The 24,363-nt window shown below is 26.6% G+C and carries 23 protein-coding genes; 2 read left to right on the plus strand and 21 right to left on the minus strand.

Translation table 11 applies throughout. The annotated features are described in order from the left end of the window. Positions 1–64: 64 nt before the first annotated feature. The 14 genes from lepB (AZI32_RS01775) to AZI32_RS18215 all read right to left on the minus strand — a co-directional run bounded on the left by lepB (AZI32_RS01775) (position 65) and on the right by AZI32_RS18215 (position 16,853). Entirely contained in the window at positions 65–574 is a 510-nt protein-coding gene (gene lepB, locus AZI32_RS01775) for a signal peptidase I (protein ID WP_061994206.1), read from the minus strand. Between the two features lie 131 nt (positions 575–705). Then, positions 706–1,221: a signal peptidase I gene (gene lepB / locus AZI32_RS01780; RefSeq protein WP_061994207.1), complete on the minus strand. Its 516-nt coding sequence runs from the start codon at positions 1,219–1,221 to the stop codon at positions 706–708. A gap of 151 nt (positions 1,222–1,372) precedes the next feature. Then, positions 1,373–2,617: a phosphoribosylamine--glycine ligase gene (purD, locus tag AZI32_RS01785; protein ID WP_061994208.1), complete on the minus strand. Its 1,245-nt coding sequence runs from the start codon at positions 2,615–2,617 to the stop codon at positions 1,373–1,375. Positions 2,618–2,668: 51 nt separating this feature from the next. After that, entirely contained in the window at positions 2,669–4,171 is a 1,503-nt protein-coding gene (gene purH, locus AZI32_RS01790; protein WP_061994209.1) for a bifunctional phosphoribosylaminoimidazolecarboxamide formyltransferase/IMP cyclohydrolase, read from the minus strand. A gap of 27 nt (positions 4,172–4,198) precedes the next feature. Continuing rightward, positions 4,199–4,810 (minus strand): phosphoribosylglycinamide formyltransferase, encoded by a 612-nt coding sequence (purN, locus tag AZI32_RS01795; protein WP_061994210.1) that lies wholly within the window; start codon positions 4,808–4,810, stop codon positions 4,199–4,201. Continuing rightward, complete coding sequence (gene purM / locus AZI32_RS01800; RefSeq protein ID WP_061994226.1) at positions 4,798–5,796, minus strand: phosphoribosylformylglycinamidine cyclo-ligase; 999 nt, start codon at positions 5,794–5,796, stop codon at positions 4,798–4,800. The genes purN and purM overlap by 13 nt, the downstream gene beginning before the upstream one ends. Positions 5,797–5,894: 98 nt before the next feature. Further along, the gene (gene purF, locus AZI32_RS01805) at positions 5,895–7,319 is read right to left on the minus strand and encodes an amidophosphoribosyltransferase (RefSeq protein ID WP_061994211.1); all 1,425 of its coding nucleotides are present in this window, start codon (positions 7,317–7,319) and stop codon (positions 5,895–5,897) included. A 57-nt stretch (positions 7,320–7,376) separates the two neighbouring features. Next, positions 7,377–8,090, minus strand: coding sequence for a phosphoribosylaminoimidazolesuccinocarboxamide synthase (gene purC / locus AZI32_RS01810; protein WP_061994212.1), 714 nt, complete (start codon positions 8,088–8,090; stop codon positions 7,377–7,379). Continuing rightward, positions 8,090–8,569 (minus strand): 5-(carboxyamino)imidazole ribonucleotide mutase, encoded by a 480-nt coding sequence (purE, locus tag AZI32_RS01815; protein WP_010294463.1) that lies wholly within the window; start codon positions 8,567–8,569, stop codon positions 8,090–8,092. The genes purC and purE overlap by 1 nt, the downstream gene beginning before the upstream one ends. Positions 8,570–8,590: 21 nt before the next feature. After that, positions 8,591–12,364 (minus strand): phosphoribosylformylglycinamidine synthase, encoded by a 3,774-nt coding sequence (locus AZI32_RS01820; protein ID WP_061994213.1) that lies wholly within the window; start codon positions 12,362–12,364, stop codon positions 8,591–8,593. Positions 12,365–12,858: 494 nt separating this feature from the next. After that, on the minus strand, positions 12,859–13,608 hold the full coding sequence (locus tag AZI32_RS01825; RefSeq protein WP_061994214.1) for a hypothetical protein: 750 nt from the start codon (positions 13,606–13,608) through the stop codon (positions 12,859–12,861). A 139-nt stretch (positions 13,609–13,747) separates the two neighbouring features. Next, positions 13,748–14,056, minus strand: a complete 309-nt coding sequence (locus tag AZI32_RS01830) for a hypothetical protein (protein WP_061994215.1) — start codon at positions 14,054–14,056, stop codon at positions 13,748–13,750. A gap of 142 nt (positions 14,057–14,198) precedes the next feature. Then, the gene (locus AZI32_RS01835; RefSeq protein WP_061994216.1) at positions 14,199–14,672 is read right to left on the minus strand and encodes a DUF4358 domain-containing protein; all 474 of its coding nucleotides are present in this window, start codon (positions 14,670–14,672) and stop codon (positions 14,199–14,201) included. A 231-nt stretch (positions 14,673–14,903) separates the two neighbouring features. Continuing rightward, complete coding sequence (locus AZI32_RS18215) at positions 14,904–16,853, minus strand: sensor histidine kinase (RefSeq protein WP_157450821.1); 1,950 nt, start codon at positions 16,851–16,853, stop codon at positions 14,904–14,906. Between the two features lie 376 nt (positions 16,854–17,229). On the opposite strand from AZI32_RS18215, the gene AZI32_RS01845 reads away from it, so the two are divergent. Both AZI32_RS01845 and AZI32_RS01850 read left to right on the plus strand, forming a co-directional pair. Beyond that, positions 17,230–17,610, plus strand: coding sequence for a hypothetical protein (locus AZI32_RS01845; RefSeq protein WP_061994217.1), 381 nt, complete (start codon positions 17,230–17,232; stop codon positions 17,608–17,610). A 153-nt stretch (positions 17,611–17,763) separates the two neighbouring features. Then, positions 17,764–18,312: a rubrerythrin family protein gene (locus AZI32_RS01850; protein WP_061994228.1), complete on the plus strand. Its 549-nt coding sequence runs from the start codon at positions 17,764–17,766 to the stop codon at positions 18,310–18,312. A gap of 80 nt (positions 18,313–18,392) precedes the next feature. Here AZI32_RS01850 and AZI32_RS01855 read toward each other — a convergent pair whose 3' ends face one another. The 7 genes from AZI32_RS01855 to AZI32_RS01885 form a co-directional block, all read right to left on the minus strand. After that, complete coding sequence (locus AZI32_RS01855) at positions 18,393–18,641, minus strand: TIGR03905 family TSCPD domain-containing protein (RefSeq protein ID WP_061994218.1); 249 nt, start codon at positions 18,639–18,641, stop codon at positions 18,393–18,395. 181 nt (positions 18,642–18,822) lie between these two features. Beyond that, positions 18,823–19,326: a hypothetical protein gene (locus tag AZI32_RS01860; RefSeq protein ID WP_061994219.1), complete on the minus strand. Its 504-nt coding sequence runs from the start codon at positions 19,324–19,326 to the stop codon at positions 18,823–18,825. A 104-nt stretch (positions 19,327–19,430) separates the two neighbouring features. After that, positions 19,431–20,180 (minus strand): acyl-ACP thioesterase domain-containing protein, encoded by a 750-nt coding sequence (locus tag AZI32_RS01865; protein WP_061994220.1) that lies wholly within the window; start codon positions 20,178–20,180, stop codon positions 19,431–19,433. Positions 20,181–20,469: 289 nt separating this feature from the next. Then, positions 20,470–20,988, minus strand: a complete 519-nt coding sequence (locus tag AZI32_RS01870; RefSeq protein ID WP_061994221.1) for a ferritin family protein — start codon at positions 20,986–20,988, stop codon at positions 20,470–20,472. Between the two features lie 104 nt (positions 20,989–21,092). Continuing rightward, a complete protein-coding gene (locus AZI32_RS01875) occupies positions 21,093–21,653 on the minus strand; it encodes a manganese efflux pump MntP family protein (RefSeq protein WP_061994222.1) in 561 nt (186 codons plus the stop codon). 429 nt (positions 21,654–22,082) lie between these two features. Continuing rightward, a complete protein-coding gene (locus AZI32_RS01880) occupies positions 22,083–22,577 on the minus strand; it encodes a flavin reductase family protein (protein ID WP_061994223.1) in 495 nt (164 codons plus the stop codon). A gap of 97 nt (positions 22,578–22,674) precedes the next feature. Further along, a complete protein-coding gene (locus tag AZI32_RS01885) occupies positions 22,675–23,787 on the minus strand; it encodes a methyl-accepting chemotaxis protein (RefSeq protein WP_061994224.1) in 1,113 nt (370 codons plus the stop codon). Positions 23,788–24,363 lie beyond the last annotated feature (576 nt).

Consider the following 24,363-nt stretch of genomic DNA (forward strand, 5'->3'; position numbering starts at 1 on the left):
TATCTGTTAAGAAACTCCATAATTAAAAGCTATATTAAAACTTAAATTTTAATATAGCTTTTAATTATTTATCTAATTTTCCCCATCTACTAAAAGGCATTATTACAAATTTAGCTCTTCCTTTTATATCTTTATAATTTATGTAAGGATTATCCCAACTTCTTGCATCTAATGATGTAGCCCTATTATCCCCTGCAAAAAGATAACAATGTTCAGGAACATCAAAAATTCCAGTCTTATCACTATTATTAACTACATAAGGCTCTTCTAACTTCTTATTGTTTATATAAACAGTTCCATCATTTTTAAATTCAACATGATCATTTGGAAGTCCTATTACTCTTTTAACCAAGTCATCTTCTAATTCTTTTGATTCAAAAACTATTATTTCTCCTCTTTTAATAGACTTTTCACCATAAATTTTTGTACAAAATATGGTATCATCTAACTGTATTGTTGGTAACATTGATCCAGTTGTTACTTTTATATTAAAAAAAATAAATTTATTAGTTACCCCTGCTATTATTAATGCTACTATAATTATCCATAACCAATCTTTTATAAACTTCTTCATTTTTTCTCCTCCCCCTGCATTTATATGTATATTTTACATTATTTAAAGTTATCTGTTAAGAAAATTTATCATTAAATAATAAAAATAAATAATAAGAAAGCTATACTAAAATTTTAATATAGCTTTCAGTGTTAATTCAATTTTCCCCATCTACTAAATGGGCTTATTATAAACCTTGCTTTTCCTTTTATATCTTTATAATTTATATACGGATTATCCCAATATCTTGCATCCAATGAATTATTTCTATTGTCTCCACAAAATACATAACAGTCTTCTGGAACATCAAAAATAGCTTGTTTATTGCTATTGTATACTACATAATCCTCTTCAATTAGTTTACCATTAATATACATAGTTCCATCAGCTTTTATTTCAATGTGATCACCTGGAAGACCTATAAGTCTTTTTATTAAATCTTCTTCCAATTCTTCTGATTTAAATACTATAATATCTCCTCTTTGAAGTGATTCTTGACTATGAATTCTAGTAACAAATATCTTATCCCTAGGCTTTATAGTTGGATACATAGATTCTGTTGGGACATTAACATTAAAGAATATAAATCTGTTTACCAAAAATGCTAAAAAAACAGCACATAAAATTGGTATTCCCCACTCTTTAAAAAACTTTTCAAGTAATTCCAAGTATTTCACTCCTATCTATATAATATGTATATATACTTTTAAAATCACTTTTTAATTATATCATAAAGAAATAACAAATTCTTTTTTATTTAATTAATTTTCATATTAAAATAAAAAACACTATGAAACTCATAATGTTTTTATTTTAAAACTATTTTCCAATATCTTTTCTATAATATATTCCATCAAAATGTACTTTATTTATGCTATCATAAGCTTTATTTCTTGCTTCCTCTAATGTTTTTCCTATTGTGGTTACCCCTAGTACTCTTCCACCACTAGTTAATAATTTTCCGTTTTTTTCTTCTGCTCCTGCAAAAAAAGTTTTAGCTTTAACTTTGTTTACTCCCGTTATCTCAAAACCATTTTCATATTTTATTGGATATCCCTTTGATGAAGCTATAACACAACAAGCATGCTGATTTTTAAATAAAACTTTAGTATTTTTTAAGTTTTTATCTATGGCACTATTAATTAATTCTACTAAGTCACTTTCCATAAGCGGAAGTACTACTTGTGTTTCAGGATCTCCCATTCTAACATTATATTCAAGTAAATATATACCTTTTTTAGTTATCATAATTCCGAAAAATATTATACCAATATAATCTAACTTTTCTTTTTTTATACCGTTTAATGTTGGTATCATTATATGTTGTGTAAAATCTTTCAAAACTTCCTCATTACAATATGGATTTGGAGCAATTGTGCCCATTCCCCCTGTATTAGGTCCTTTATTGCCATCATTTATGGCTTTATGATCTTTTGCAGATATAAATGGTATTATCACTTCACCATCTGTTATAGAAAGTATAGATGCTTCAACACCTTCTAAAAATTCCTCTATAACTAAACCATCTCCAGCATTGCCTAAAATTTTATCTTCCATAAAATCTTTTACTGCTTTTATTGCCTCTTCTCTTTTTTCTGCTATAACAACGCCTTTACCTGCTGCTAGACCATCTGCTTTTATAACCACTGGTAAGACACAATTTTCAACATAGTTTAATGCTTCTTTTAAATTATAAAACTTACTATACTCTGCAGTTTTTACGCCATATTTTTTCATGAAATCTTTTGAAAATGCTTTACTACCTTCTAATTGAGCTGCTTCTTTACTAGGTCCAAAAATCCTAAGTCCTTTTTCTTTAAATTTATCTACGATTCCTTCACAAAGCTCTTTTTCTGGTCCTACAACCGTTAGTTCAATATTATTAGTTTGTGCAAAATTTACTAAGTCATCTATATTGTCTATATCTATATTCTCGCATTTATTCTCAAAATAAGTTCCACCATTTCCTTTAGAACAATATATTTTTTCAACTATGGGATTTTGTGCCATCTTATATGCTAATGCATGCTCTCTACCACCATTACCTACTAACAATATCTTCATTGTTCACTCTCCTAAACTTTAGTTAGTAACTATTTAATCTACTCTCAATTTTTAATGTTTAAAATGTCTTACTCCACTAAATACCATACTTATTCCATACTCATTACAGGCATCTATTGATTCTTGATCTCTTAACGACCCACCAGGTTGAATTATTGTTTTTATATTTGATTTTGCTATTTCATCTACACAGTCCCTAAATGGGAAAAATGCATCAGAAGCCAATACTGTAGCCCCTTCGCCTCTTTCAAGTGCTTGTTTTGTTGCCCATATTCTATTAACTTGTCCACCTGCTATACCTATAGCTTTTTTATCTTTAGATACAACTATGGCATTAGATTTTACATATTTACAAACTTTCATTGCAAACATTAGCTCTTCCATTTCTTCATTACTTGGCTTTTCCTTTGTAACTACTTTTAAATCATCATAAATTTTCTTATCTAATTCTTGCACCAATAAACCACCATCTATAGATATAATTTCTTTTTTATCATTTGGCTTTGATGTACATTTTATAACCCTTAAATTTTTCTTTTCTTTTAAGATTGTGATAGCTTCCTCTGTAAAACCCGGAGCTATTACAATTTCTAAAAATGTCTTTATCATCTCTGTTGCTGTTTCTTTATCAATAATCCTGTTTATTGCTACTATTCCTCCAAATATTGATACTGGATCACAACTATGTGCTTTTTTATAAGCATCTACTACAGTATTTCCAATAGCCACTCCACATGGTGTATTATGTTTTAATCCACAACAAGCTATTTCTTCAAATTCATTTACAACTTTCCATGCAATATCCATATCTTTTATATTATTGTAAGATAGTTCTTTTCCATTTAATTTAATTATATTATTAAGCATTCCCAGTCCATTAGTATTTTTATAAACCATTGCACTTTGATGACTATTTTCACCATATCTTAAATTATTTTCTTTTACATATGAAGCAGTAAAATAGTTTTCTTCATCATCTTCTTCAAGTAAAAATTTGCATATTGCTGCATCATAGGCAGTAGTTAAATTAAATACTTTTGCTGCAAAACTTTTTCTTGTTTTATAATCTACATCACCATTTTCATTAATTTGCTTTATAACAGTTTCATAGTCTTTAATATCACTAATAACAAGAACATCTTTAAAATTCTTTGCAGCACTTCTTAGCATACTTGGACCACCTATATCAATAAATTCTATTTTTTCTTCAAAAGCTAAATCTTCTTTAGCTTTTTCAAAGAACGGATATAAGTTTACACAAACTAAATCTATGGTTTCTATTTTTCTTTCTTTTAATGTATCCATATGATTTTTATTATCTCTAATTGCCAGTATGCCACCATGTATATTAGGATGAAGAGTTTTAACTCTCCCATCTAACATCTCATCAGCTTTTGTTATTTCACATACCTCTTTTACATCTATATGATTTTCTTTTAAATATTTATAAGTTCCACCACTTGATATTATTTCAACATTATTCTTTTGAAGAAATTTTACAAATTCTAATATATTTGTTTTATCAAATACACTTATTAATGCTCTTTTTATCATCAATATCACCCTTTAACTTTTATAGTTTTAACTTACTATAACTTTTCGTTTATCTATTTTAATTCTTCCTTCACTTATAAGTTTTATAGCTTCTGGAAGAGCCTTATGTTCAGTTTTCAAAACTTCTTGTTGTAATTCCTTTGCACTGTAAGTACTTTTAACGTCAATTACTTTTTGAATTATTATAGATCCTGTATCTGTGCCATGATCTACAAAATGAACTGTGCATCCACTTACCTTTACACCATATTCAATTACTGCTTCATGAACTTTTAATCCATACATGCCTTTCCCACAAAAACTTGGTATCAATGATGGATGTATATTTATAATTCTATTTCTAAATTCATCTATTATATTTTCTTTTAATATAGAAGTAAAACCTGCTAACACTATTAAATCTACTTTTCCTTTAAGAAATTTTAATATATTGTAACTTAAGTCTTCTTTTAGTTCATTTTTGTCAAATACCCTAGTTTTTATATTGTTTTCTTTTGCTCGTTTTAATCCAAATGCATCTTTTTTATCACTAATTACATATTCAATGGTACAATTTTTCAAGTATCCATCTTTAATATTGTCAATTATACTTTGTAGATTAGTTCCACTTCCAGATATTAAGACTGCTATTTTAAACAAATGCCTTCCCCTCCTGATACAACTTTTCCTATTTTATATGCTTTTTCCCCTAACTTATCTAAAGTTTCTATAATCTTTGTTGCATCATTATCCTCTACAGCTAATACCATTCCTACACCCATGTTATATGTGTTAAACATATGATTTTCATCTACACCTTTTTCCATTAGATATTTAAATATTTTTGGAATTTCAAAAGAATCCTTCTGTATTTCAGCAGCTAAATTACCTTTAAACATCCTTGGAATATTTTCATAAAATCCACCACCAGTTATATGTGCCATACCATGTATTTCAAATTTTTTCATAATCTCCATAACTGATTTTACATATATTTTGGTTGGAGTTAAAAGAATCTCCCCTAAAGTTTTATCACCTAATTTTTCATCATAGTTTTCTACTAACTTTCTTACAAGAGAATAACCATTACTATGAACTCCTGAAGATGCAATTCCTATTAGTGCATCCCCGTCTTTTATTTTACTTCCATCTATAATATCTTTTTTATCTACAATTCCAACTGCAAATCCTGCTAAATCATAATCTCCATCTTTATACATCCCTGGCATTTCAGCAGTTTCTCCACCTATAAGTGCTGCACTTGATTGTATGCATCCATTTGAAACTCCTTTGACTATATCAGCAGCAATATTGGAATCTAATTTTCCACAAGCTATATAATCTAAGAAAAATATTGGTTTTGCGCCATGACACAAAATATCGTTAACGCACATAGCCACACAGTCTATACCAATAGTATCAAACTTATTTAGGCTTATTGCAATTTCAAGTTTGGTTCCTACTCCATCTGTGCCTGAAACTAATACTGGATTTTCATAACCACATCCTATTTCAAACATACCAGCAAAACTACCTAACCCATTTAAAACTCCACTTGTCATAGTTTTTTTAGTATACTCTTTCATAAGCTGAACAGCCTTGTAACCTTCTTCTATATTAACCCCTGCATCTTTATAAGTTATCATTATCCCCATTCCTCTCTTTCACCAAATGTATGTAATTTTTTAGTGGATAGTTATTTCTGCCTTTAAATTCAACTATCCACTATACAAAATTATAATTTTTATTCTTCAAATTTTATTGGTGCTGATATTGGATATTCACCTTGGAAACATCCCATACAAAAATCCATATTTTTATCTAGACATTCTAAAAGTTTTTCCTTTGATAAGTATCCCAAAGTATCTGCACCTATTATATTGCAAATTTCCTCAACTCCCATGTTTGCACCTATAAGACCTCGTCTATACGGAGTATCTATACCTAAATAACATGGGAATTTAACTACTGGTGATGAAACTCTAAAATGTATTTCTTTAGCTCCTGCCTCTCTTAAAAGTTCAACTAACCTTTTACTTGTAGTCCCTCTTACTATAGAATCATCTATTAAAACAACCCTTTTTCCACTAACATTTTCTTTCAAAACATTAAGTTTTACATTTACAGCATTTTCTCTTTCTTCTTGAGTTGGGGATATGAATGTTCTTCCTACATATTTATTTTTTATAAGTCCTAATTCATAAGGAATTCCTGAAGCCTCTGAATATCCCATAGCTGCAGATATTCCTGAATCTGGAACAGCTACAACTATATCTGCTTCTACTGGGTTCTCCCTATATAATTCCTGACCAGCTTTAAACCTTGATTTATGGACACTTATTCCATCTATTTTAGAATCTGGTCTTGCAAAATATATATATTCAAATGAACATACTGCTTTTTTGCTTTTTTCTCCAAATTTTATACTTTTTAACCCCTCTTTATTTATTACTACAATTTCTCCAGCTTCTACATCTCTAATAAACTCAGCACCAGTTGCATCTAAGGCACAGCTCTCTGATGCCAAAACATAAGAATCTTTTATTTTTCCAATACATAATGGCCTTATTCCATAATGATCCCTAACCCCTATAAGTTCATTCTCTGTAAGAATAGTTATTGCAAAGGAACCCTTTATTGCTTGCATTGTATCAACAACTGCATTTAAAATCCCTTTTTTTGCACTTCTTGCTATAAGATATAATATAACCTCTGAATCTATTAAAGTTTGAAATATGCATCCTGAATCTTCTAAAAGTTCTCTTATTATATCTGCATTAGTTAGATTACCGTTATGTGCAATAGCTATATTCCCTAATTTAAACTCTCCAAGTATTGGTTGTGCATTTTTAATACAGCTTCCACCTGCAGTAGAATATCTTACATGACCTATTGCACTATAACCAGTAAGTTTTGAAAGAATCTCCTTATTAAATACTTCTGAAACTAATCCCATATCCTTATGAGAATGCATTTTTTCACCATCAAAACTTACTATTCCTGCACTTTCTTGACCTCTATGTTGGAGTGCATAAAGTCCATAATATGCTCTTTTTCCTACTTCTAATGTTTCTTCTCCTGTATTGAAAATCCCATACACACCACATTCATCTTTAAATTTATCTGGAGAAAAATTATTATAAATATATCCTTTTTTTAAATCTTCCATGTTTAACCACCCTTTGCCCTTTTATTAAAGATGCTTTCACTGCTACCAAAATATATACTATTTTTCCACCTGTGACATTCTATTTAACACTTCTGTATATCCCTCTACTAAATCACCAAGATTTCTTCTAAATCTATCTTTATCTAATTTCATACCTGTTGTCATATCCCAAAGTCTACATGTATCTGGAGATATTTCATCAGCTAAAAGAATTTTCCCATTAAATCTTCCAAATTCTAATTTGAAATCTACAAGTTTTATATTTTGTTTTTTATAAAATTCTTTTAAAATTTCATTTATCTTTCTTGCATTATCATATATTTCATTTAATTCATCAAAAGTTGTAATTCCCATAGCTACAGCATGATAATCATTCATAAGTGGATCTCCTAAATCATCATTTTTATAGCTTATTTCTAAAACAGTAGTTTTTAATTCACTACCTTCTTCTAAACCATATCTTTTTGCCATACTACCAGCTGCAACATTTCTTACTATTACTTCTACTGGAACTATTTCAACCTTTTTACAAAGTTGTTCTCTTTCATTTAATTTTTTTATAAAATGAGTATTTATACCTCTATTATTTAACATTTCAAACAACTTTGATGTTATGCTATTATTTAGAATTCCCTTTGAATTAATAGTTTCTTTTTTCTCACCATTAAATGCAGTAGCATCATCCTTGTAATATACAATTACTTCATCTTCTTTACCTGATGTAAATATTTTTTTCGCTTTTCCTTCATACATTAATTTTTTAGTTTCCATTATAATTCAACCCCGCCCTCATTTTCTTTTATAAAGTTTTTCTTCATATTTTTTCTATAATCAATTAACTTTTCTTTAATTTCAGGATATTTATTAGATAATATTTGTACTGCTAACATAGCTGCATTATAGCTATTATTTATACCAACTGTAGCTACTGGAATTCCCTTTGGCATTTGTACTATAGAATATAGTGCATCTAATCCATTTAGTTCTGCTTTTATAGGAACTCCTATAACTGGAATAACAGTTTTAGATGCTATAACTCCTGGCAAATGTGCAGCAAGACCAGCTCCTGCAATTACGCATTCACAACCATCTTCTTCTAACTGTTTTAAAACTTCTTCTAATTTTTCAGGCACTCTATGTGCAGAAAGAATATGTGCCTCAAAATTGATTTCAAATTCTCTTAAACATTTTGCAGCATTTCTCATAATTTCAGTATCTGATTTACTTCCAAATATAATTGCAACTTTCACAAATATACCTCCTAAAATCTATTATTTAAAATAGTGAACTCCGCTCTCAAAAATTTTCTGTTCATGATTTCCTATAACATTTTTTATAACATTTGTTCCTATTCTTTCACTATGACCCATTTTCCCAAATACTCTTCCATCTGGACTTGTTATGCCTTCAATTGCATATAATGAACCATTTGGGTTGAATTTTATATCATAAGTTGGATTTCCATTTAAATCAACATATTGTGTAGCAACTTGATCATTTTCAAATAAAGCTTTTATACCTTCCTCACTACCATAAAATCTTCCTTCACCATGTGATACTGGAATTGTATAAACATCTCCTACCTTTGTTTTACAAAGCCATGGTGAAGAATTTGAAACTATTTTAGTATTTACCATACAAGATATATGTCTTCCTATTGAATTATTAGTTAGTGTTTCACTGTTTTCATTTAAATCCGTTATTTCGCCATAAGTTACAAGACCAAGTTTAATAAGTGCTTGAAATCCATTGCAAATTCCTAACATCAATCCATCACGATTTTTCAATAACTCCATGACCTCATTTTTAATTTTGCTATTTCTAAATACTGTAGCTATAAACTTACCAGAACCATCAGGTTCATCCCCTGCACTAAATCCACCTGGTAACATAACTATTTGTGATGTTTTTATTTTTTTAGCTAAAATTTCTATAGATTCCTCTATATTTTTTGAAGTTAAATTTTTAAATACAACCTGTTCAACTTCTGCTCCCGCTTTTATAAATGCTCTTTCACAATCATACTCACAATTAGTTCCTGGGAATACAGGAATTACAACCTTTGGCTTTGCAACCTTTATTAAAGGTGACTTAATTTCTAACTTGTTTTTAACTTTATAATTTTCTATTTTTTTATTGTATATACTTTTATTTGTATAATCAGTTGGGAAAATTTCTTCTAATGGCATATTATAAATGCTTTCTATTTCATCTAAATTAACTATTTCATTGTTCCACTGTATGTTGTATTCCTTTGTTGTTTCCCCTAAAATAGTATAATCAATATTTTCTAGTTCTTTTTCCAAATTAACATTATCACTAATTTCTAATATAATAGTTCCATAATTTAATTTAGTAATTTCATTTAAATTTAGTCCTTTACTAAATTTAAATCCTATTTTATTTCCTAAAGCCATTTTAATTACTGCCTCTAATATCCCCCCAAACTTTGATGTATAGGATGCTAAAACCAGTTCTTTTTCTATAAGTGAATGTATTTTTTCAAAATTAAGTTTTAATTTATCTGTATCTACAATTTCCTGTTCATTCTTTTTAGCATTTATAGAAATTACCTTGCTATTAAACTTTTTAAATTCTTGAGTTACAACTTTATTAACATCCACTGTTGATACTGCAAAAGATATTAATGTTGGAGGCACATTTAAATCTTTAAAAGTTCCTGACATACTATCTTTTCCACCTATAGCTGGTATCTGAAAACTATGTTGTGCGTATAATGCTCCCAATAATGCTGAAAATGGCTTACCCCATTTTTCTTTATCACATCCTAGCTTTTCAAAATATTCTTGAAGTGATAATCTAACTTTTTTATAATCTCCACCTATAGCAACAATTTTTGCTAAACTTTCTATAACTGCATAAAATGCTCCATGGAATGGACTCCAAGATGATATATATGGATTAAATCCATGTGACATTATTGTACCTGTTGAAGTTTCTCCATTTAAAATTGGAAGTTTACATACCATTGCCTCATTGGGCGTTTGTTGATATCTGCCTCCGAAAGGCATAATTACTGTATTTCCTCCAATTGAAGAATCAAAATTTTCTATTAACCCCTTTTGTGAACATATATTTAAATTTCCAACCAAACCCTTTATTGTTTCTTCAAAAGTATTTTTTATAAAAATATTTTTTTCAAAATAATTTTCCGATTCCTTTGGTGCTATTGCTTTAACTTTATTAAAACTTTTTGCTCCATTAGTATCTAAGAAATCTCTTGAAATATTTAAAATTTCTTGACCATTAAAACTCATTACTATACGTTTTTCTTCTGTAACCTCAGCAACTGCTACAGCTTCTAAATTCTCATTTTGTGCATATTCTATAAATTTCTCCACATCTTTTTCACTAACTACTACTGCCATTCTTTCTTGTGATTCTGATATTGCAATTTCAGTTCCATTTAATCCTTCATATTTTTTAGGAACTAAATTTAAATTTATTTTTAATCCTGGAGCAAGTTCACCTATTGCAACAGAAACTCCTCCAGCTCCAAAATCATTACATCTTTTAATCATTGTTGTAACTTTTTTATTTCTAAATAATCTTTGAATTTTTCTTTCCGTTGGAGCATTTCCTTTTTGAACTTCAGCATTACAACTTTCAAGAGATTTTTCATTATGTTCTTTAGATGAACCTGCGGCACCACCAACACCATCTCTTCCTGTTCTTCCGCCTAATAGAATGATTTTATCTGTAGGCTGTGGGTTTGCTCTTATTACATTCTCATAAGGTGCTGCTGCTATAACTGCACCAACTTCCATCCTTTTCGCTTCATAACCATCATGATACAATTCTTCTACATATCCTGTTGCTAACCCTATTTGATTTCCATAGCTGCTATATCCCTTCGCTGCTTCTTTTGTAATTTTTCTTTGTGGTAATTTTCCTTTTAATGTGTTTTTTAAATCTTCCTTAGGATTTTTACATCCAGTAATTCTCATAGCCTGATATACATAACTTCTTCCTGAAAGCGGATCTCTTATAGCTCCACCTAGGCAAGTAGATGCTCCTCCAAAAGGTTCAATTTCTGTTGGATGATTGTGTGTTTCATTTTTAAACATCACTAAATATTTCTCATTTTTTCCATCAACATCTGCATCTATAATTATGCTACAAGCATTTATTTCTTCTGAAACATCTAAATCATCTAATTTTCCTATAGCTTTTAACTTTTTCATTCCAATCACGGCTATGTCCATAAGTGTCACAGCTTTATCTTTGTCCTTATATAACTCATTTCTATAATTATTATATATTTCTAAAGCTTCTTTTATAGGTTTTGAAAATTTACCCTCTTCAATTTCAATATCCGTTAATACTGTTTGAAATGTAGTATGTCTACAGTGATCTGACCAATACGTTTCTATAACTTTTATTTCCGTTATAGTAGGGTTTCTTCTTTCTTCATTTTTAAAATAATTTTGAACAAGCTTTAAATCCTCTAAAGTCATTGCTAAAGATTTTTCTTTTATAAAGCTTTCTAATTGCCCTTCTTCTAAATTTATAAATCCCTCTATAATTTCAACTGGTTTAATCTCAATATTTTCTTCATTAAATTTGGCCATTTCATCCACTGGTACTTCTCTAGAATCCACAGTATTTATGTAGTATTTTTTCACTTTTTCTACATCATTCTCATTAAGTAATCCTTCTAAAATAATTATTTTACTAGTTTTAACTTTTAAATCTTCTTTTTGAGTTAATATTTGAATACACTGCATAGCTGAGTCTGCCCTTTGATCATATTGACCTGGAAGATATTCAACCCTAAATGAATTTTTATTTTCTATATTAATTTTTTCATATAAATTGTCTACATTTACTTCGCTTAAAATAAAATCTTTAACTAATTCACATTCATGACTATTTATTCCCTTTATATCATATCTATTTATGACTTTTACATTTTTTAAATTATTCAGCTTAAGATTTACAGTAAAATCTCTTAACATTCCCTGTGATTCCAAATTAAAATTCGGTTTTTTCTCAACATAAATAGTAAAAATTTGATTTTGCATAACTTTTCCCCCTAAGCCATTCTTTTATACGAACATTATATTTATTTTTTTAATAATCATTCGATATTGTTATTATATCATAGTTTTTATTTTTTTAAAGTACTTTTTTTAAATTATTTTTATTTTCGTTCGACATTATACGTATGTTATTCTTATTTAAGCCTTTTATTATACGTTTGTTTGAATTTTATAAATATTCGTTGTGTATTTATAAAATTAAACAGGTTAAAATAAAATTTAATATGAAGTTCCAAAAATAAGATAAGTTCAAATTCCAGATTAAAATCCTATAAATAGAACGAACTATCACTTCAACCAGATTATGATAATGAGTGGATAAATGGAGTTAAACTTTTATATGAAGGTAAATATATTATTTTTCAACATACACCTAAACTTTCAGAAATAAATTATAAATAAAAAAGACATCTTTAAATAGATTTTTATACTATTTAAAAATGCCTTAATATAATTTTCCTTAACTCTATTGTAATTTATTTAATTATATATATAAATAAAAAAACTGCTAGTATCATTATGATTAAAAAAATAACTACTGATATAAATATTTTATCTATTTTTCTAGAAGGTGTATGCCCAAACTCTTTTCCACTTTGACCATTAAATATACAATAGTAAGTTGTCATATTATAAGAATACTTGCATACCCAAACTGGTACTAATACTTTATAATATTCTTCATTAATTATTTCATATGATTTTACTTTGTAAAATTTTTTCTTCATTTCTTTTGTATTCTCTTTCAAAAGTTTTTTATTAATAACATCTTCTAATTTTTTCATCACTGCACCTTTATAATGATTTATACAGTCATCATATACTTGAATAAATTTTTCTTTTGCTACTTGTTTGGTTTCATACCCACTTATAGACATTTTAGAAAAATCATAGGGTGAGATTTGATCCATATCATATCTAGGTATTACTTGAGATGCAAAAAGAGAATAATCTTTCACATAAAACATTTCATTATCATCAATTATAGTGCTCATTCCCCTTCGAATTTTATATCTTTTTTGTACTCTTATAGTGTAATCTAATTCAATTTTTAAATCACATACATAACAGGGCATATAGTATGGTCTTACACTCATCAATCTTATTTCTTTTGTAAAATTTTTAGGGATGTGCCTTCTACTTTCTATCCACTTATAAAAATATTGCTTTATGATCTCTTCATTCTCTAGTTTAAAATCAACAATGTATATTTCTTCTTTTTTCATTCTTTTCATCCTTATATCTTAATCTATGTCTCGTTTCTATAAACTAGTCTTACTATCTATTATTCGTAATTTTCAGCAAAATCTTTATAAAAAAGTGAATGTCTTAAATTTCATAATTTAAGACATTCACTATATATTACTATCTTTTTTCTTTTTCAAAGGCTTCTTTTATATCATCCCCTATAAGCTCTAAAATTCTATCTATCAATTCTAGTATCTCTTTATCATCATCTTCCTTTACTCCACTTTCCATTATTAATGTAGGAGAACAAGAACAACATTTTCTTGTAAGTAATATAACTTTAGTATATACATCATGATTAGTTAAATCATCAAATGTAATATTTTGTTTATCCATTGAAACTAATATACCCATAAGTCCATTGTGAACTTTTACGTCTACCCCATTATACCTTATTGCTTTTAGTTCTGCGCTTACAACTTTCATGTTTGTAACCTCTTTTCATTTTTATATTTATTACTATATTCATATATATTATTACATAAAAATTTTAATTAATAAAACTTATTAATTAAATATAAAATTTAAAAGAGGTTGCTTTTTAAACAACCTCTTTTTTCATCAAATTTTATTTTAATTGTGAATCTATTATTTTTTCTATTTTTTCACTTTCTTCATCTACTATAAAAATGACATAGTTTCCTACAACCTTTATTTTCGCATTTTTTACTAGTTCATGTTGATCTGGTAGATATTGAGACCACTGTTTATCTAAATCCTCTTGTCTTTTTTTTACACCATTTTTTATAGTTTCAACCTTTGATTCATCTTTTGCTTTAATTATTGTAATTTCTGCTGCTGAAACATTCATCATTGCCTTTTTTATTATATATTCTTCCACATCTTCATCTTTTATATAATATTGAGCATTTAAAATATCTCCACTTTGAAAGTTTTCCATAGGTCTAAACTCTACTTCTTTTTCAACAGCTGCCATTATATCAGCTACTGGTATATTTTTAACTTCTTCTTTTGATTTACTGCATCCAATTAATGATAAACACATTATAACAGCTATCATAAAGGTAATTATTTTTTTCATATTAATATTCCTCCTCATATTTTCATCTACTATTACTACGTATTATTCTATAAAAAAGTTCAAAAAATACTAACTTATTTTTATAAAATTTTAATCATAAAAATTAAAACTCTTATAAACAAAAATGTTTATAAGAGTTTTAATTCCAAACCAATTATTAATAAGTGATTTGTTGAATATATGAGATATTTAAGATTATATACCTAATATACTTTATTGTCAAAACATATTTTAATCATCATATATATCTGAAAATTCTAAGTTTATTTTTTCTTGTGGATTATTTATAGTATTTTTATCAACTACACATTTCCTATTACATTCTTTGATAGGAAGTCTTATTATAAATTCACTACCTTGTCCAATTTCACTTTTTACTTCTAATTCTCCACCATGCATTTCAATTAGTGATTTTGTTAAAGAAAGTCCTATACCACTTCCTTCTTGATTCCTAGTTAATAAATTCTCTACTTGCCTAAACCTTTCAAATATTATTTGCTGTTTATCCTTTGGTATTCCTATTCCCGTATCTTTAACCGTTATTTTTATCCATTTATCCTCATCATATATGTTTACAAAAATATCTCCACCTTGAGGAGTAAACTTTATAGCATTTGATAAAAGATTTAACATAACTCTTTCTATCTTATCTTGATCAAAGCAACCTACCTTATCCTCTATCTCAGTGTCAAATATCAAATTTATATTTTTTCGTTCAATATAATTAGCTGCTGACATTGTTATATCCTCAACCACTTCAACTATGTTAATATTTTCATATTGAAGAGCGAAATACCCTGCATCAATCTTAGTTATATCTATTAAGTTATTTATAAGTTTTAATAATCTTCTACTATTTTGTTTTAATGCATCCATCCTCTTATAAATAGCGTCATTTTTGTATACTATCTCTCCATTTTTTAAATGCATATCATTTAATTGAAGTGTACTTAATATTATATTTAATGGGGTTCTTAATTCATGAGAAATATTTGCAAAAAACTCAGTCCGTAAATTTTCGTATTCCAATGCTTGCTTATATAATTTATTCTTATATTCAATTCTAAGTAATAATATTATTATTAATAATGTCAAGATAGCAATAATTAATATTATTGTAGCCTTAAGCTCCATTGGTATTTTTTTTAATACCGATGGATGATTTAATACTATAGAATTACTTGGCAAATTCTTCATATTTATAGAAAAATTATTCAAAGCCTCATAATAAAATACATATTTAAAACTAGAATTACTTATATCATACATTGTATTAACATCTTCACCATTAAGTATTCTATAACATAAATCTCCAGTCAATTCGCCAATTTTAATTCCTTCAATTATAGGCCCACCTACAACTACTGAATTTAACCACGACTCACTCCAAGTATAAAGTTCTCTTTTAGTATGATAATAAACAATAGTAGATATTGTATCCCTATCAATTATTTGTCCATTTTCATCCTTATAGACGCCATACATAAAATTTACACTATTTTTCTCATTTCCTTCAGTTTTTTCCAATGCTTCATTAATGTATTCACATTGAATTATATTAAATTTACAATTATCATATTTAGATTGTAATTTTTTTATTTCTTCCGCAAATATTTTTGAACTCACTGTATTATCTAACATAAAATTCATTGTCTTAACATTATTATGTGTCTTAATCACAAAAGAAATAGCATTTGATATTAAAAACTGCTCACGAACTCCTACTGAATGCTCTTCAAGATTTTCTCCTAATTTTAAGTCTTGTTTATTAATACTAGTGTATACGACAGGTGTATCTAAAAAGATGTCATTATAAATTTGATTTAATACCATAAGAGCTTCATCATTGCATACTACAATTAAATCATAATTTTGATTTTTAAATTTTGAAGTGAAGTTTTTCTTTATTTCATTTAAATCCAATGTACTCCTTTTACTATCTAAATATTCAAAATTATATTCTACATTTTTAAACTCTTTACTTAAACCTTCTTTAATACCCGAAAAAATTTGTGCTTCCCAAGTCTCATCAAAATGATATGAATTAATTATAAGTATTTTTTTTTGAGTATCTTTATCTACATTTTTGTTTACATTTGCATAAACACTATAAGAAATTGTAGTAAATAATGATATTAATATTATCATTAGTATGTATTTTGCACTACATTTACCCTTCATAAATCCTCCGAACCCTAATCTTATTTACTACAATATTATACATTAAATAAAAATGTATTACAAATTTTAACATAAAACTTTTTTAATCTTTTAAATTTTAAAATTTTAAAGATTCTTAATCTATAACTGCTTTTATTCATTTATCTAAACCATTACATATTTTATTTTGCAACAAATTTTTAACTATTTAAGTTTTATTTTAATTTAAAATTCAATTCTAAAGGTTATTTTTATATTTTTTAAATCAAATCATATTTTTCATATTTATTTCTTCATTGTTTAACATTATTTTACTACTTATTAACACTCTTTTTTATTTTACATAATATAATATTACTAATTTAAAAATATTCTTGTTAAAAAAGGGGGCGTTTTAATGGAGAATAATTTAAACACAATGGAAGCACTTAAAACTTTGTATCACAATCCAACCTATATTGCAATAAATGAATACGGTCACACCTTAGAACTTAAAGGTGATGAAAAATTTATTATTCAAGGAAAAATCAAATCATCCAAGCAAAAAAATATTAGTTTAAAAGATACTTGGAGAATTATAAAACCTATTTCATATGATGATGCTAATGAATTATTTAAAAGATTACGAACTGTAGAATGTAGATTTAAAGATGGAAGTAAACGATTATATAATAAGCTTCCTGCAGATGGACAATTTATCATTGAAAGTGATTTGCCATATTGCGATAATTGTCTTTGGTATTATTATGGCACTATGATACTACTGAATAAAGAATAATACTTTCTCTAAAACTTTTAATATATATTTTAAAGTATAGAGTATTTTTGCTCTATACTTTTTACATATATGTATCATTTTTACATATAGTTGCATATTTTATTATTGGATAGATAATTAGGAGGATTTAAAATGAAATATAGACAAAATGAAATGACTTCCTTATCCGGTAGTGAAACGGAAAAAAATCTTTTAAAAACTTTTTCTGGTGAATCTAGAGCTAGTAATAAATATATGCTTTATGCAGAAAAAGCTAGAGAAGAAGGTTATAATTACGTAGCAGAAGTATTTGAAGAAACTGCTGGAAATGAAAGAGCACATAGTAGATTTGTTTATAAAAATGCTTTAAAACAAATAAAAAATACTGCTCAAAATTTAAAAGATGCAATAGAAGGAGAAACTGAAGAATTTTCTTACATTTATAAAGAGTTTGAAGAAACTGCTAGACGTGAAGGATTTATTGAAATAGCAAACTTTTATAAAGAACTACAAGAAGTAGAAGAATTCCATCAAGAGCGATTCAAAGATTTATATGACAGAATAGTATCTGGAACAATGTTTAATAGTCCTGATAAAGTTCAAAATTGGCAATGTATGAATTGTGGATACATTCATGAAGGTAATAATGCTCCTGAAATATGTCCACTATGCAAATATCCTAAATCGTTCTTTAAAATTGAATGTATGGATTATAAACTTTAATAGCAGTATGTTTCTGTATAAGTTTTATTAAATTGATAAAAGAGAATGTCTTAAATACTATTTTAAGACATTCTCTTTTCTTATTTATTTAATACTAATTTTTCTAATGCTAATGCCAGTTGATCTGGACAAGATGTTTCTCCTCTGCAAGGTATACCCTTCAACCTTTTTATGGCCTCTTCTACGTTCATACCTACTAATAATCTTGCTATACCTTGTGTGTTTCCACGACAACCTTGTATAAATTCAACTTCTTTTATAATATTTTCTTCAACTTCAAAATTTATTTGAGTTGCACAACATCCTTTAGTTTTATATGTATATTTCATTGTAATCCCTCCATATATTTTATATTATCACCTTTGAATATACCTAAAAAATCTATTTTTATCAATAATTTATTATTTTTTGCTATTAAAGACTGTAATCTATTTATATTTTTTATATTGAACTTTCCTTTCAATATAAAATGCCTTTTAAAATATTTTATTATCTTAAAAGGCACTTTTATTAAATATTATCTTTTATAGATTTTTCACTTTTATTATTACCCCAACACTCCATTATAATAAAACTCATCCAAATTATAACTAAATTTAATGTATTGGTCATAATAACAGTATTTTCTTTTGATGAGATTATACAATTTAGTAAAGATATAACACTTAATAATAACAATTTATATAAATTATTATTATATTCTTCATTTATACAAGAAAAACTTCTTATTATTTTATCTATATTCTTATTTATTTTTAATTTCTTTTTCGAATAATTATATGGCTTTTTAGCTTCTTTAATGTTTTCAAAATGATCCTTTGAAAAATTATATACAACTAAATCCTCATCATTATCTGTTGTGGCCAGGGTTTTTACTGTTTCCTGATAACTTATCAATTTATTTTCCATTACATACTTGCCATTTTCCAAATTTTTTCTATAAGTGTTATCTAAATATGGCTCGCTAAATTTTACGTTATTATAAAAAAAAGTAACATTAGTAAAACCTTTCAAATCTACTCCCTCCCATTTTCAGACTATGATTTTTAATTTCAAATATCTTTTATTTAAAAGACCTTAATAAGAATACAACGTTCCAACAAAAAATTCAATAGTTTTTACATATTTTTAAAACTAATTTTTGCTTGGAATAATTCTACATCTGTTTCCTTATCTTTTCCTTGTATATAATAACTATTTTTTTCTTCTTTTACATCATATTTATAAAACAATATTTTCTGACCTTCTTTAGCTTCTTTTATAAAATTCACTTGAATACTGCTTATTCTTTTTTCCTTAAAGTCTTCAGTTTTAAAACAATCCTCTACCCACTCCACATATTTTGCATTATTTACATGTTTATTTAAATCTATATCATTATATCTTACTTTTCTTTTTCCAATAAGTTCTCCTTCATCTTTGTTAAATCTAATTTTGTTTATTCTTTTGTATTGCTTAAATCTGTCTTTTATAACTTCATATGGAATATCTTCTTCTTTAGGTTTATATGGTAGTGGTGATTTTTTATCTATTAATAAATATGCTGCATCAATATCACCCATATGTTCATTGTTTTCACCATAAATCCTAAAAGATCTTAAAAAAAACATTCTATCTAGTCCACCAGGCCAAGTCTCTATAGTTATTTCTTCATTCCATTTAGGATATTTTATCATATCTAATTTTATTCGAGATACTACCCAATACATACCTTTTTTCCCCAAAGCCTCATATCCATCTCCTAAAACTTCAGAATGTAAGCTTGATGTTTCTTGCATGTAATTAACTATTGAATGTGTTTTTATCTTTTGTGTAAAATCTGTCTCATAAAATTTTATTTTATAACTTTTTTTAAATATATTACTCATATTTACTCCTCACTTTAGTTTTTAACTTTTTACTTTTTATATAGTTTAAAGTTTTAATTTTAGCTTATATAGGGTTCCAAATTAAATTTATCAAATAAGAAAATTTTAACTTTTTCCATCTACAATGTCAGTTTACAAATAATTCTATGATTAATCTTTTATAATTAAATAGTTCTATATTATTTATTATATATTTAATATCTTTCATTTCAAATAAAAACCTTTATGCTAATTTAAAGAAAAGGTGTATTAAAATGATTTAATCACCTTAATACACCTCTTATAGATATTAATCGCTTATTGGTCCATATTTATCTTTATCAATTTTTAACAATACTTGAGTAAGCTCTTCTGCATGCTCTTTTTCATCTAATATTATTTTATGCAAAATATTTTTTCCTTCTCTATCTGGTATCTCATCAAGTAAATCTTCATATAATACAACTGCTTCAAATTCTCCCTTAATATCTTCCCTTATGGTATTAAGTATTGTTCTTTTATCTTTTTTATTATCACCATTTTGAATTTTAAAAGGTTTTTCATTAAACTCATCTTTTTTTAATACACGTTTATACATTTCATACTCTTCTCTATCAACTTTTCTTAACAGATAAAGTATCATTCCATAATGCTCTTTTTCTTCTTCTAAGATATGCTCAATAATATGATTAAGTTCTTTTATGTCACTATAAGCAAGCGTGTTAGTATAATCTTCAATTGCTACCAGCTCTGCTATTAATACCTCTCTAAGTATATTTTCATAACATTTAGCTTTCCCCTGTGGTTGCCTTTTAGTTGTATAACTCATATTTACTCCTAATTTAAATTACTATTCACTTTTAATATATCCAAAATAAGTTCATTTTGTTACTTAATAACATATTGTTTTGCTAAAATTTATTTTAAAACTCTTTATAATATTCCTAAATGCTCTAAAAGAATTTTAGTACCTATAAGAATTAATATAATTCCGCCTAGAAATTCAGCTTTCCCGCCTAAAACATCCCCTAGTTTTTGTCCAATAAAAACTCCTATAAAACATGCTATAAATGTAATTATAGCTATAGAACTTGCAGCTAGCACTATGCTAACATTTAAAAATGCAAAACTTACACCTACTGCTAATGCATCTATGCTAGTAGCTATTGCTAATATTGTCATAACTTTTACACTTAAATCACTAGTTATATCACTTTCTTCTCCTTTTATAGCTTCATAAATCATCTTACCACCAATTATAGCTAGCAAAATGAATGCTATCCAATGATCAAATTTTACTATATAATTAGTAAACTTAATTCCTAACAACCATCCTATAAGAGGCATAGCACCTTGAAATATTCCAAAATATAATCCTGCCTTTAATCCATTTTTAATCCTTTCATTTTTAGATTTCATTCCAATACTTAAAGAAACAGCAAATGCGTCCATTGCAAGAGCTAATGCTGTTAAAAAAATAGATATAATACTCATAAAAAATCCTCCATATTTTATTTATATAATATTTTTGATAACTAAATACCAAATTATTCTTATTTAACATTTTCTTTTAAATTCATTTTTACTTTTTGCATTTACTACTCTTTTTAAACTAAAAATTTATTTAATTTATTAATAAAAAGAGACCCATGTATAATACAAAATTAAATTTTGCATTATACATAAGTCTCACTATTTAATCCAAAGCCAGGTTAAAAACCAGTATGTTGACCTTGACACAACCAAAGTTGTCAGCTACTCCCTTATGATAAATACCTTTAAATTTTAAAATATTTAACAACTTTAATTATTATATTATAAATAATGTACTTTGTAAATATTGATAATATATAAAGGAACTGGTTCTAAATTTCCTCTAACCAATTCCTTTATATTTAGTTATAAACTTTCTAAAACCCTATATTAAAGTTCATAACAATCTACTATTTCTCCATAATATAATACATGATAATCATTATCAACATAAACTTTTTCATCTATTTCTTTATCTAAGAAAGATTTATCCATTTCATGTTTATAAAGGATTTTACATTCATATTGTAATTTACATCCTGATATTAATGGAGTCTCTACAGTTCTACCTTTTTCTAATTTCAAACCACATTCTTTTACTTTATCAAAATCTCTTCCTGATTTTGTTCCACATAAAATTAATTCATTTTTCATTGAATCATCTACTGGAATGCTTACAGTAAATTCTGTTGCCTTTTCTATTAAATTATAAGTATATCTGCTTTTTCTCACCATAACCATAAATACAGGTTTTTTCCACATGTATCCCATTTGTCCCCAACCTATTGTCATAGTGTTTACATTTTCACCATCTTTAACTGTTAAAAAAGCACCCTTCGCTTGAAGGTTTTCTAATGCTGACTCTAAATTTTTAGTATATTTCATCATATATCACCTCACATTTTAATCTTATTTAATTTTAATGTTTTATAAATGAATTTGCAAATTTTGCATTATATTTTCAATAAATCTTTGCTAATTTTCACTTAGAAATATTCAACATTTCATTTTTTATATTTTCCCCTATTTCTCTAGACATATTATTAAATTCTTCGCTTACAGCTGCAATTTCTGTCAATGAATTATTTTGATCAATATTTATTCTAGAACTTTCTATTGACACTTTCTCTATTTTTTCCATAGAATTTAGCATAATCTCAGATGCATTTTCTATACCCTTAACTAGTTCTAAAAGTTTGCTCACTCCATTTGCTCCAGCTAAAAGATCCTTATCTGTTTTTTCTATAAACCCTACAGTACTTTGAACAATATCTATTATTGCATCTATAGTTTCCTTTATTTCCTTAGTTGATTCCTGTGATACTTCTGCTAATTTTCTTATTTCTTCTGCAACAACAGCAAAGCCCCTACCAGATTCACCTGCTCTTGCTGCCTCTATTGACGCATTTAGTGCTAGTAAATTTGTTTGAGATGCTATTCCCTGTATAGTAGTTAATATATCCACTATAAGCTCTGATTTACTTTTCAAATCATTAATTTTATCTACGGATTTTTTCATAGAAATATTTATTGATTCAATATTTTCTTTAACCTCATGCCCAAATTTTGTGCAAGTTTCTGTTTGATCATATACCTTTTGAGCTGTTTTTAACCCATTTTTAGATTCCTCTAGTATTTCATTAGATTGAGTTTTTATTTTACTTGAAACTTCTGATATATTTTTCATAGACATCTCTATATGAGATGAAAAACCATCTATTTTACTAGAATTACTTTCAATTATATCTATTATTCCATCTAAATTTATTGATTCTCTTATCTCCTTTAAAATTCCTACTTCATTACCATTACTATCATATAAATTGGAAGTATTAATTAAATTACTTAAATCAACGCCATTTTTATCTTTTAAAACTCCATTTAAATCTTCTTTAGCTCTGTTCTTATCCAAACCTGTTAATTCTTCCATACCTTTAGTCCAGTATATTAAATTATTATCTAAATCTTTTATCCAAAACATATTTGATGTAACTTTACATAAAGATTCTAAAATATTATTTTCTTTTTTAAGATTTTCTATTCTTTTGTTATTTTCCTCTATCTGTTGTAATAACTTTTTACTTTTTCCTAGCATTTAATCCCCTCCAAAACTAATACCACTTAATTTAATAATATTATATTTAAATAATTATTATATAGACTTTCGCAATTAAATCTTAAGTAAAAAACTTAATCTATATAAATTATAATTTTAAAATTATATGCTTTATTTTAAATGCTAAACTTTTTGATAGATATAGGCAAACAAGCTCCAATTTAAATTTATTGAATAACCTTAAAATATTTTTATACAAGATGCAGTGTTGAATTCTAAATGATTCGGAGCATGTCTCACTATTTTAGGTATCCAAGTTTTGGAATAGATAACTTTAAGAGTCAACTTGGAACCATATAAATTAAAAAGTATTTTAAAATAATATAGAAACAAGAATATTAGTATGCTATATTATTCTAAGGTTATAAAATTATAACTATAAAAAATATATTACTAATTTACATTAAACAAATTTTTATATTAATATATGGAAACAAGCTCAAATTTAAACTTATTCAATAACTTTAAAATATTTTTATATAAAATTTAGTGTTGAGTTCCAAGTGATTCAGAGCATGTCTCACTATTTGGGGTATCCAAGTTTTGGAATGGATA

It is taken from the genome of Clostridium sp. ATCC 25772, from assembly GCF_001573875.1.
GTDB lineage: Bacteria > Bacillota > Clostridia > Clostridiales > Clostridiaceae > Clostridium_J > Clostridium_J senegalense.

Coding starts and splice junctions, on each gene's coding strand:
- AZI32_RS01820 (WP_061994213.1), bottom strand. CDS start 12,364: ATGCAAAATCAAATTTTTACTATTTATGTTGAGAAAAAACCGAATTTT.
- purF (WP_061994211.1), bottom strand. CDS start 7,319: ATGGAAGATTTAAAAAAAGGATATATTTATAATAATTTTTCTCCAGAT.
- AZI32_RS01855 (WP_061994218.1), bottom strand. CDS start 18,641: ATGAAATATACATATAAAACTAAAGGATGTTGTGCAACTCAAATAAAT.
- lepB (WP_061994206.1), bottom strand. CDS start 574: ATGAAGAAGTTTATAAAAGATTGGTTATGGATAATTATAGTAGCATTA.
- AZI32_RS01825 (WP_061994214.1), bottom strand. CDS start 13,608: ATGAAAAAAGAAGAAATATACATTGTTGATTTTAAACTAGAGAATGAA.
- AZI32_RS01865 (WP_061994220.1), bottom strand. CDS start 20,180: ATGAGTAATATATTTAAAAAAAGTTATAAAATAAAATTTTATGAGACA.
- AZI32_RS01885 (WP_061994224.1), bottom strand. CDS start 23,787: ATGCTAGGAAAAAGTAAAAAGTTATTACAACAGATAGAGGAAAATAAC.
- purM (WP_061994226.1), bottom strand. CDS start 5,796: ATGATAACTTATAAAGATGCAGGGGTTAATATAGAAGAAGGTTACAAG.
- purC (WP_061994212.1), bottom strand. CDS start 8,090: ATGGAAACTAAAAAATTAATGTATGAAGGAAAAGCGAAAAAAATATTT.
- AZI32_RS01835 (WP_061994216.1), bottom strand. CDS start 14,672: ATGAAAAAAATAATTACCTTTATGATAGCTGTTATAATGTGTTTATCA.
- AZI32_RS01870 (WP_061994221.1), bottom strand. CDS start 20,988: ATGAGTTATACAACTAAAAGGCAACCACAGGGGAAAGCTAAATGTTAT.
- purH (WP_061994209.1), bottom strand. CDS start 4,171: ATGATAAAAAGAGCATTAATAAGTGTATTTGATAAAACAAATATATTA.
- AZI32_RS01845 (WP_061994217.1), top strand. CDS start 17,230: ATGGAGAATAATTTAAACACAATGGAAGCACTTAAAACTTTGTATCAC.
- AZI32_RS01875 (WP_061994222.1), bottom strand. CDS start 21,653: ATGAGTATTATATCTATTTTTTTAACAGCATTAGCTCTTGCAATGGAC.
- purD (WP_061994208.1), bottom strand. CDS start 2,617: ATGAAGATATTGTTAGTAGGTAATGGTGGTAGAGAGCATGCATTAGCA.
- AZI32_RS01880 (WP_061994223.1), bottom strand. CDS start 22,577: ATGAAATATACTAAAAATTTAGAGTCAGCATTAGAAAACCTTCAAGCG.
- AZI32_RS01850 (WP_061994228.1), top strand. CDS start 17,764: ATGACTTCCTTATCCGGTAGTGAAACGGAAAAAAATCTTTTAAAAACT.
- AZI32_RS01830 (WP_061994215.1), bottom strand. CDS start 14,056: ATGAAAGTTGTAAGCGCAGAACTAAAAGCAATAAGGTATAATGGGGTA.
- AZI32_RS18215 (WP_157450821.1), bottom strand. CDS start 16,853: ATGAAGGGTAAATGTAGTGCAAAATACATACTAATGATAATATTAATA.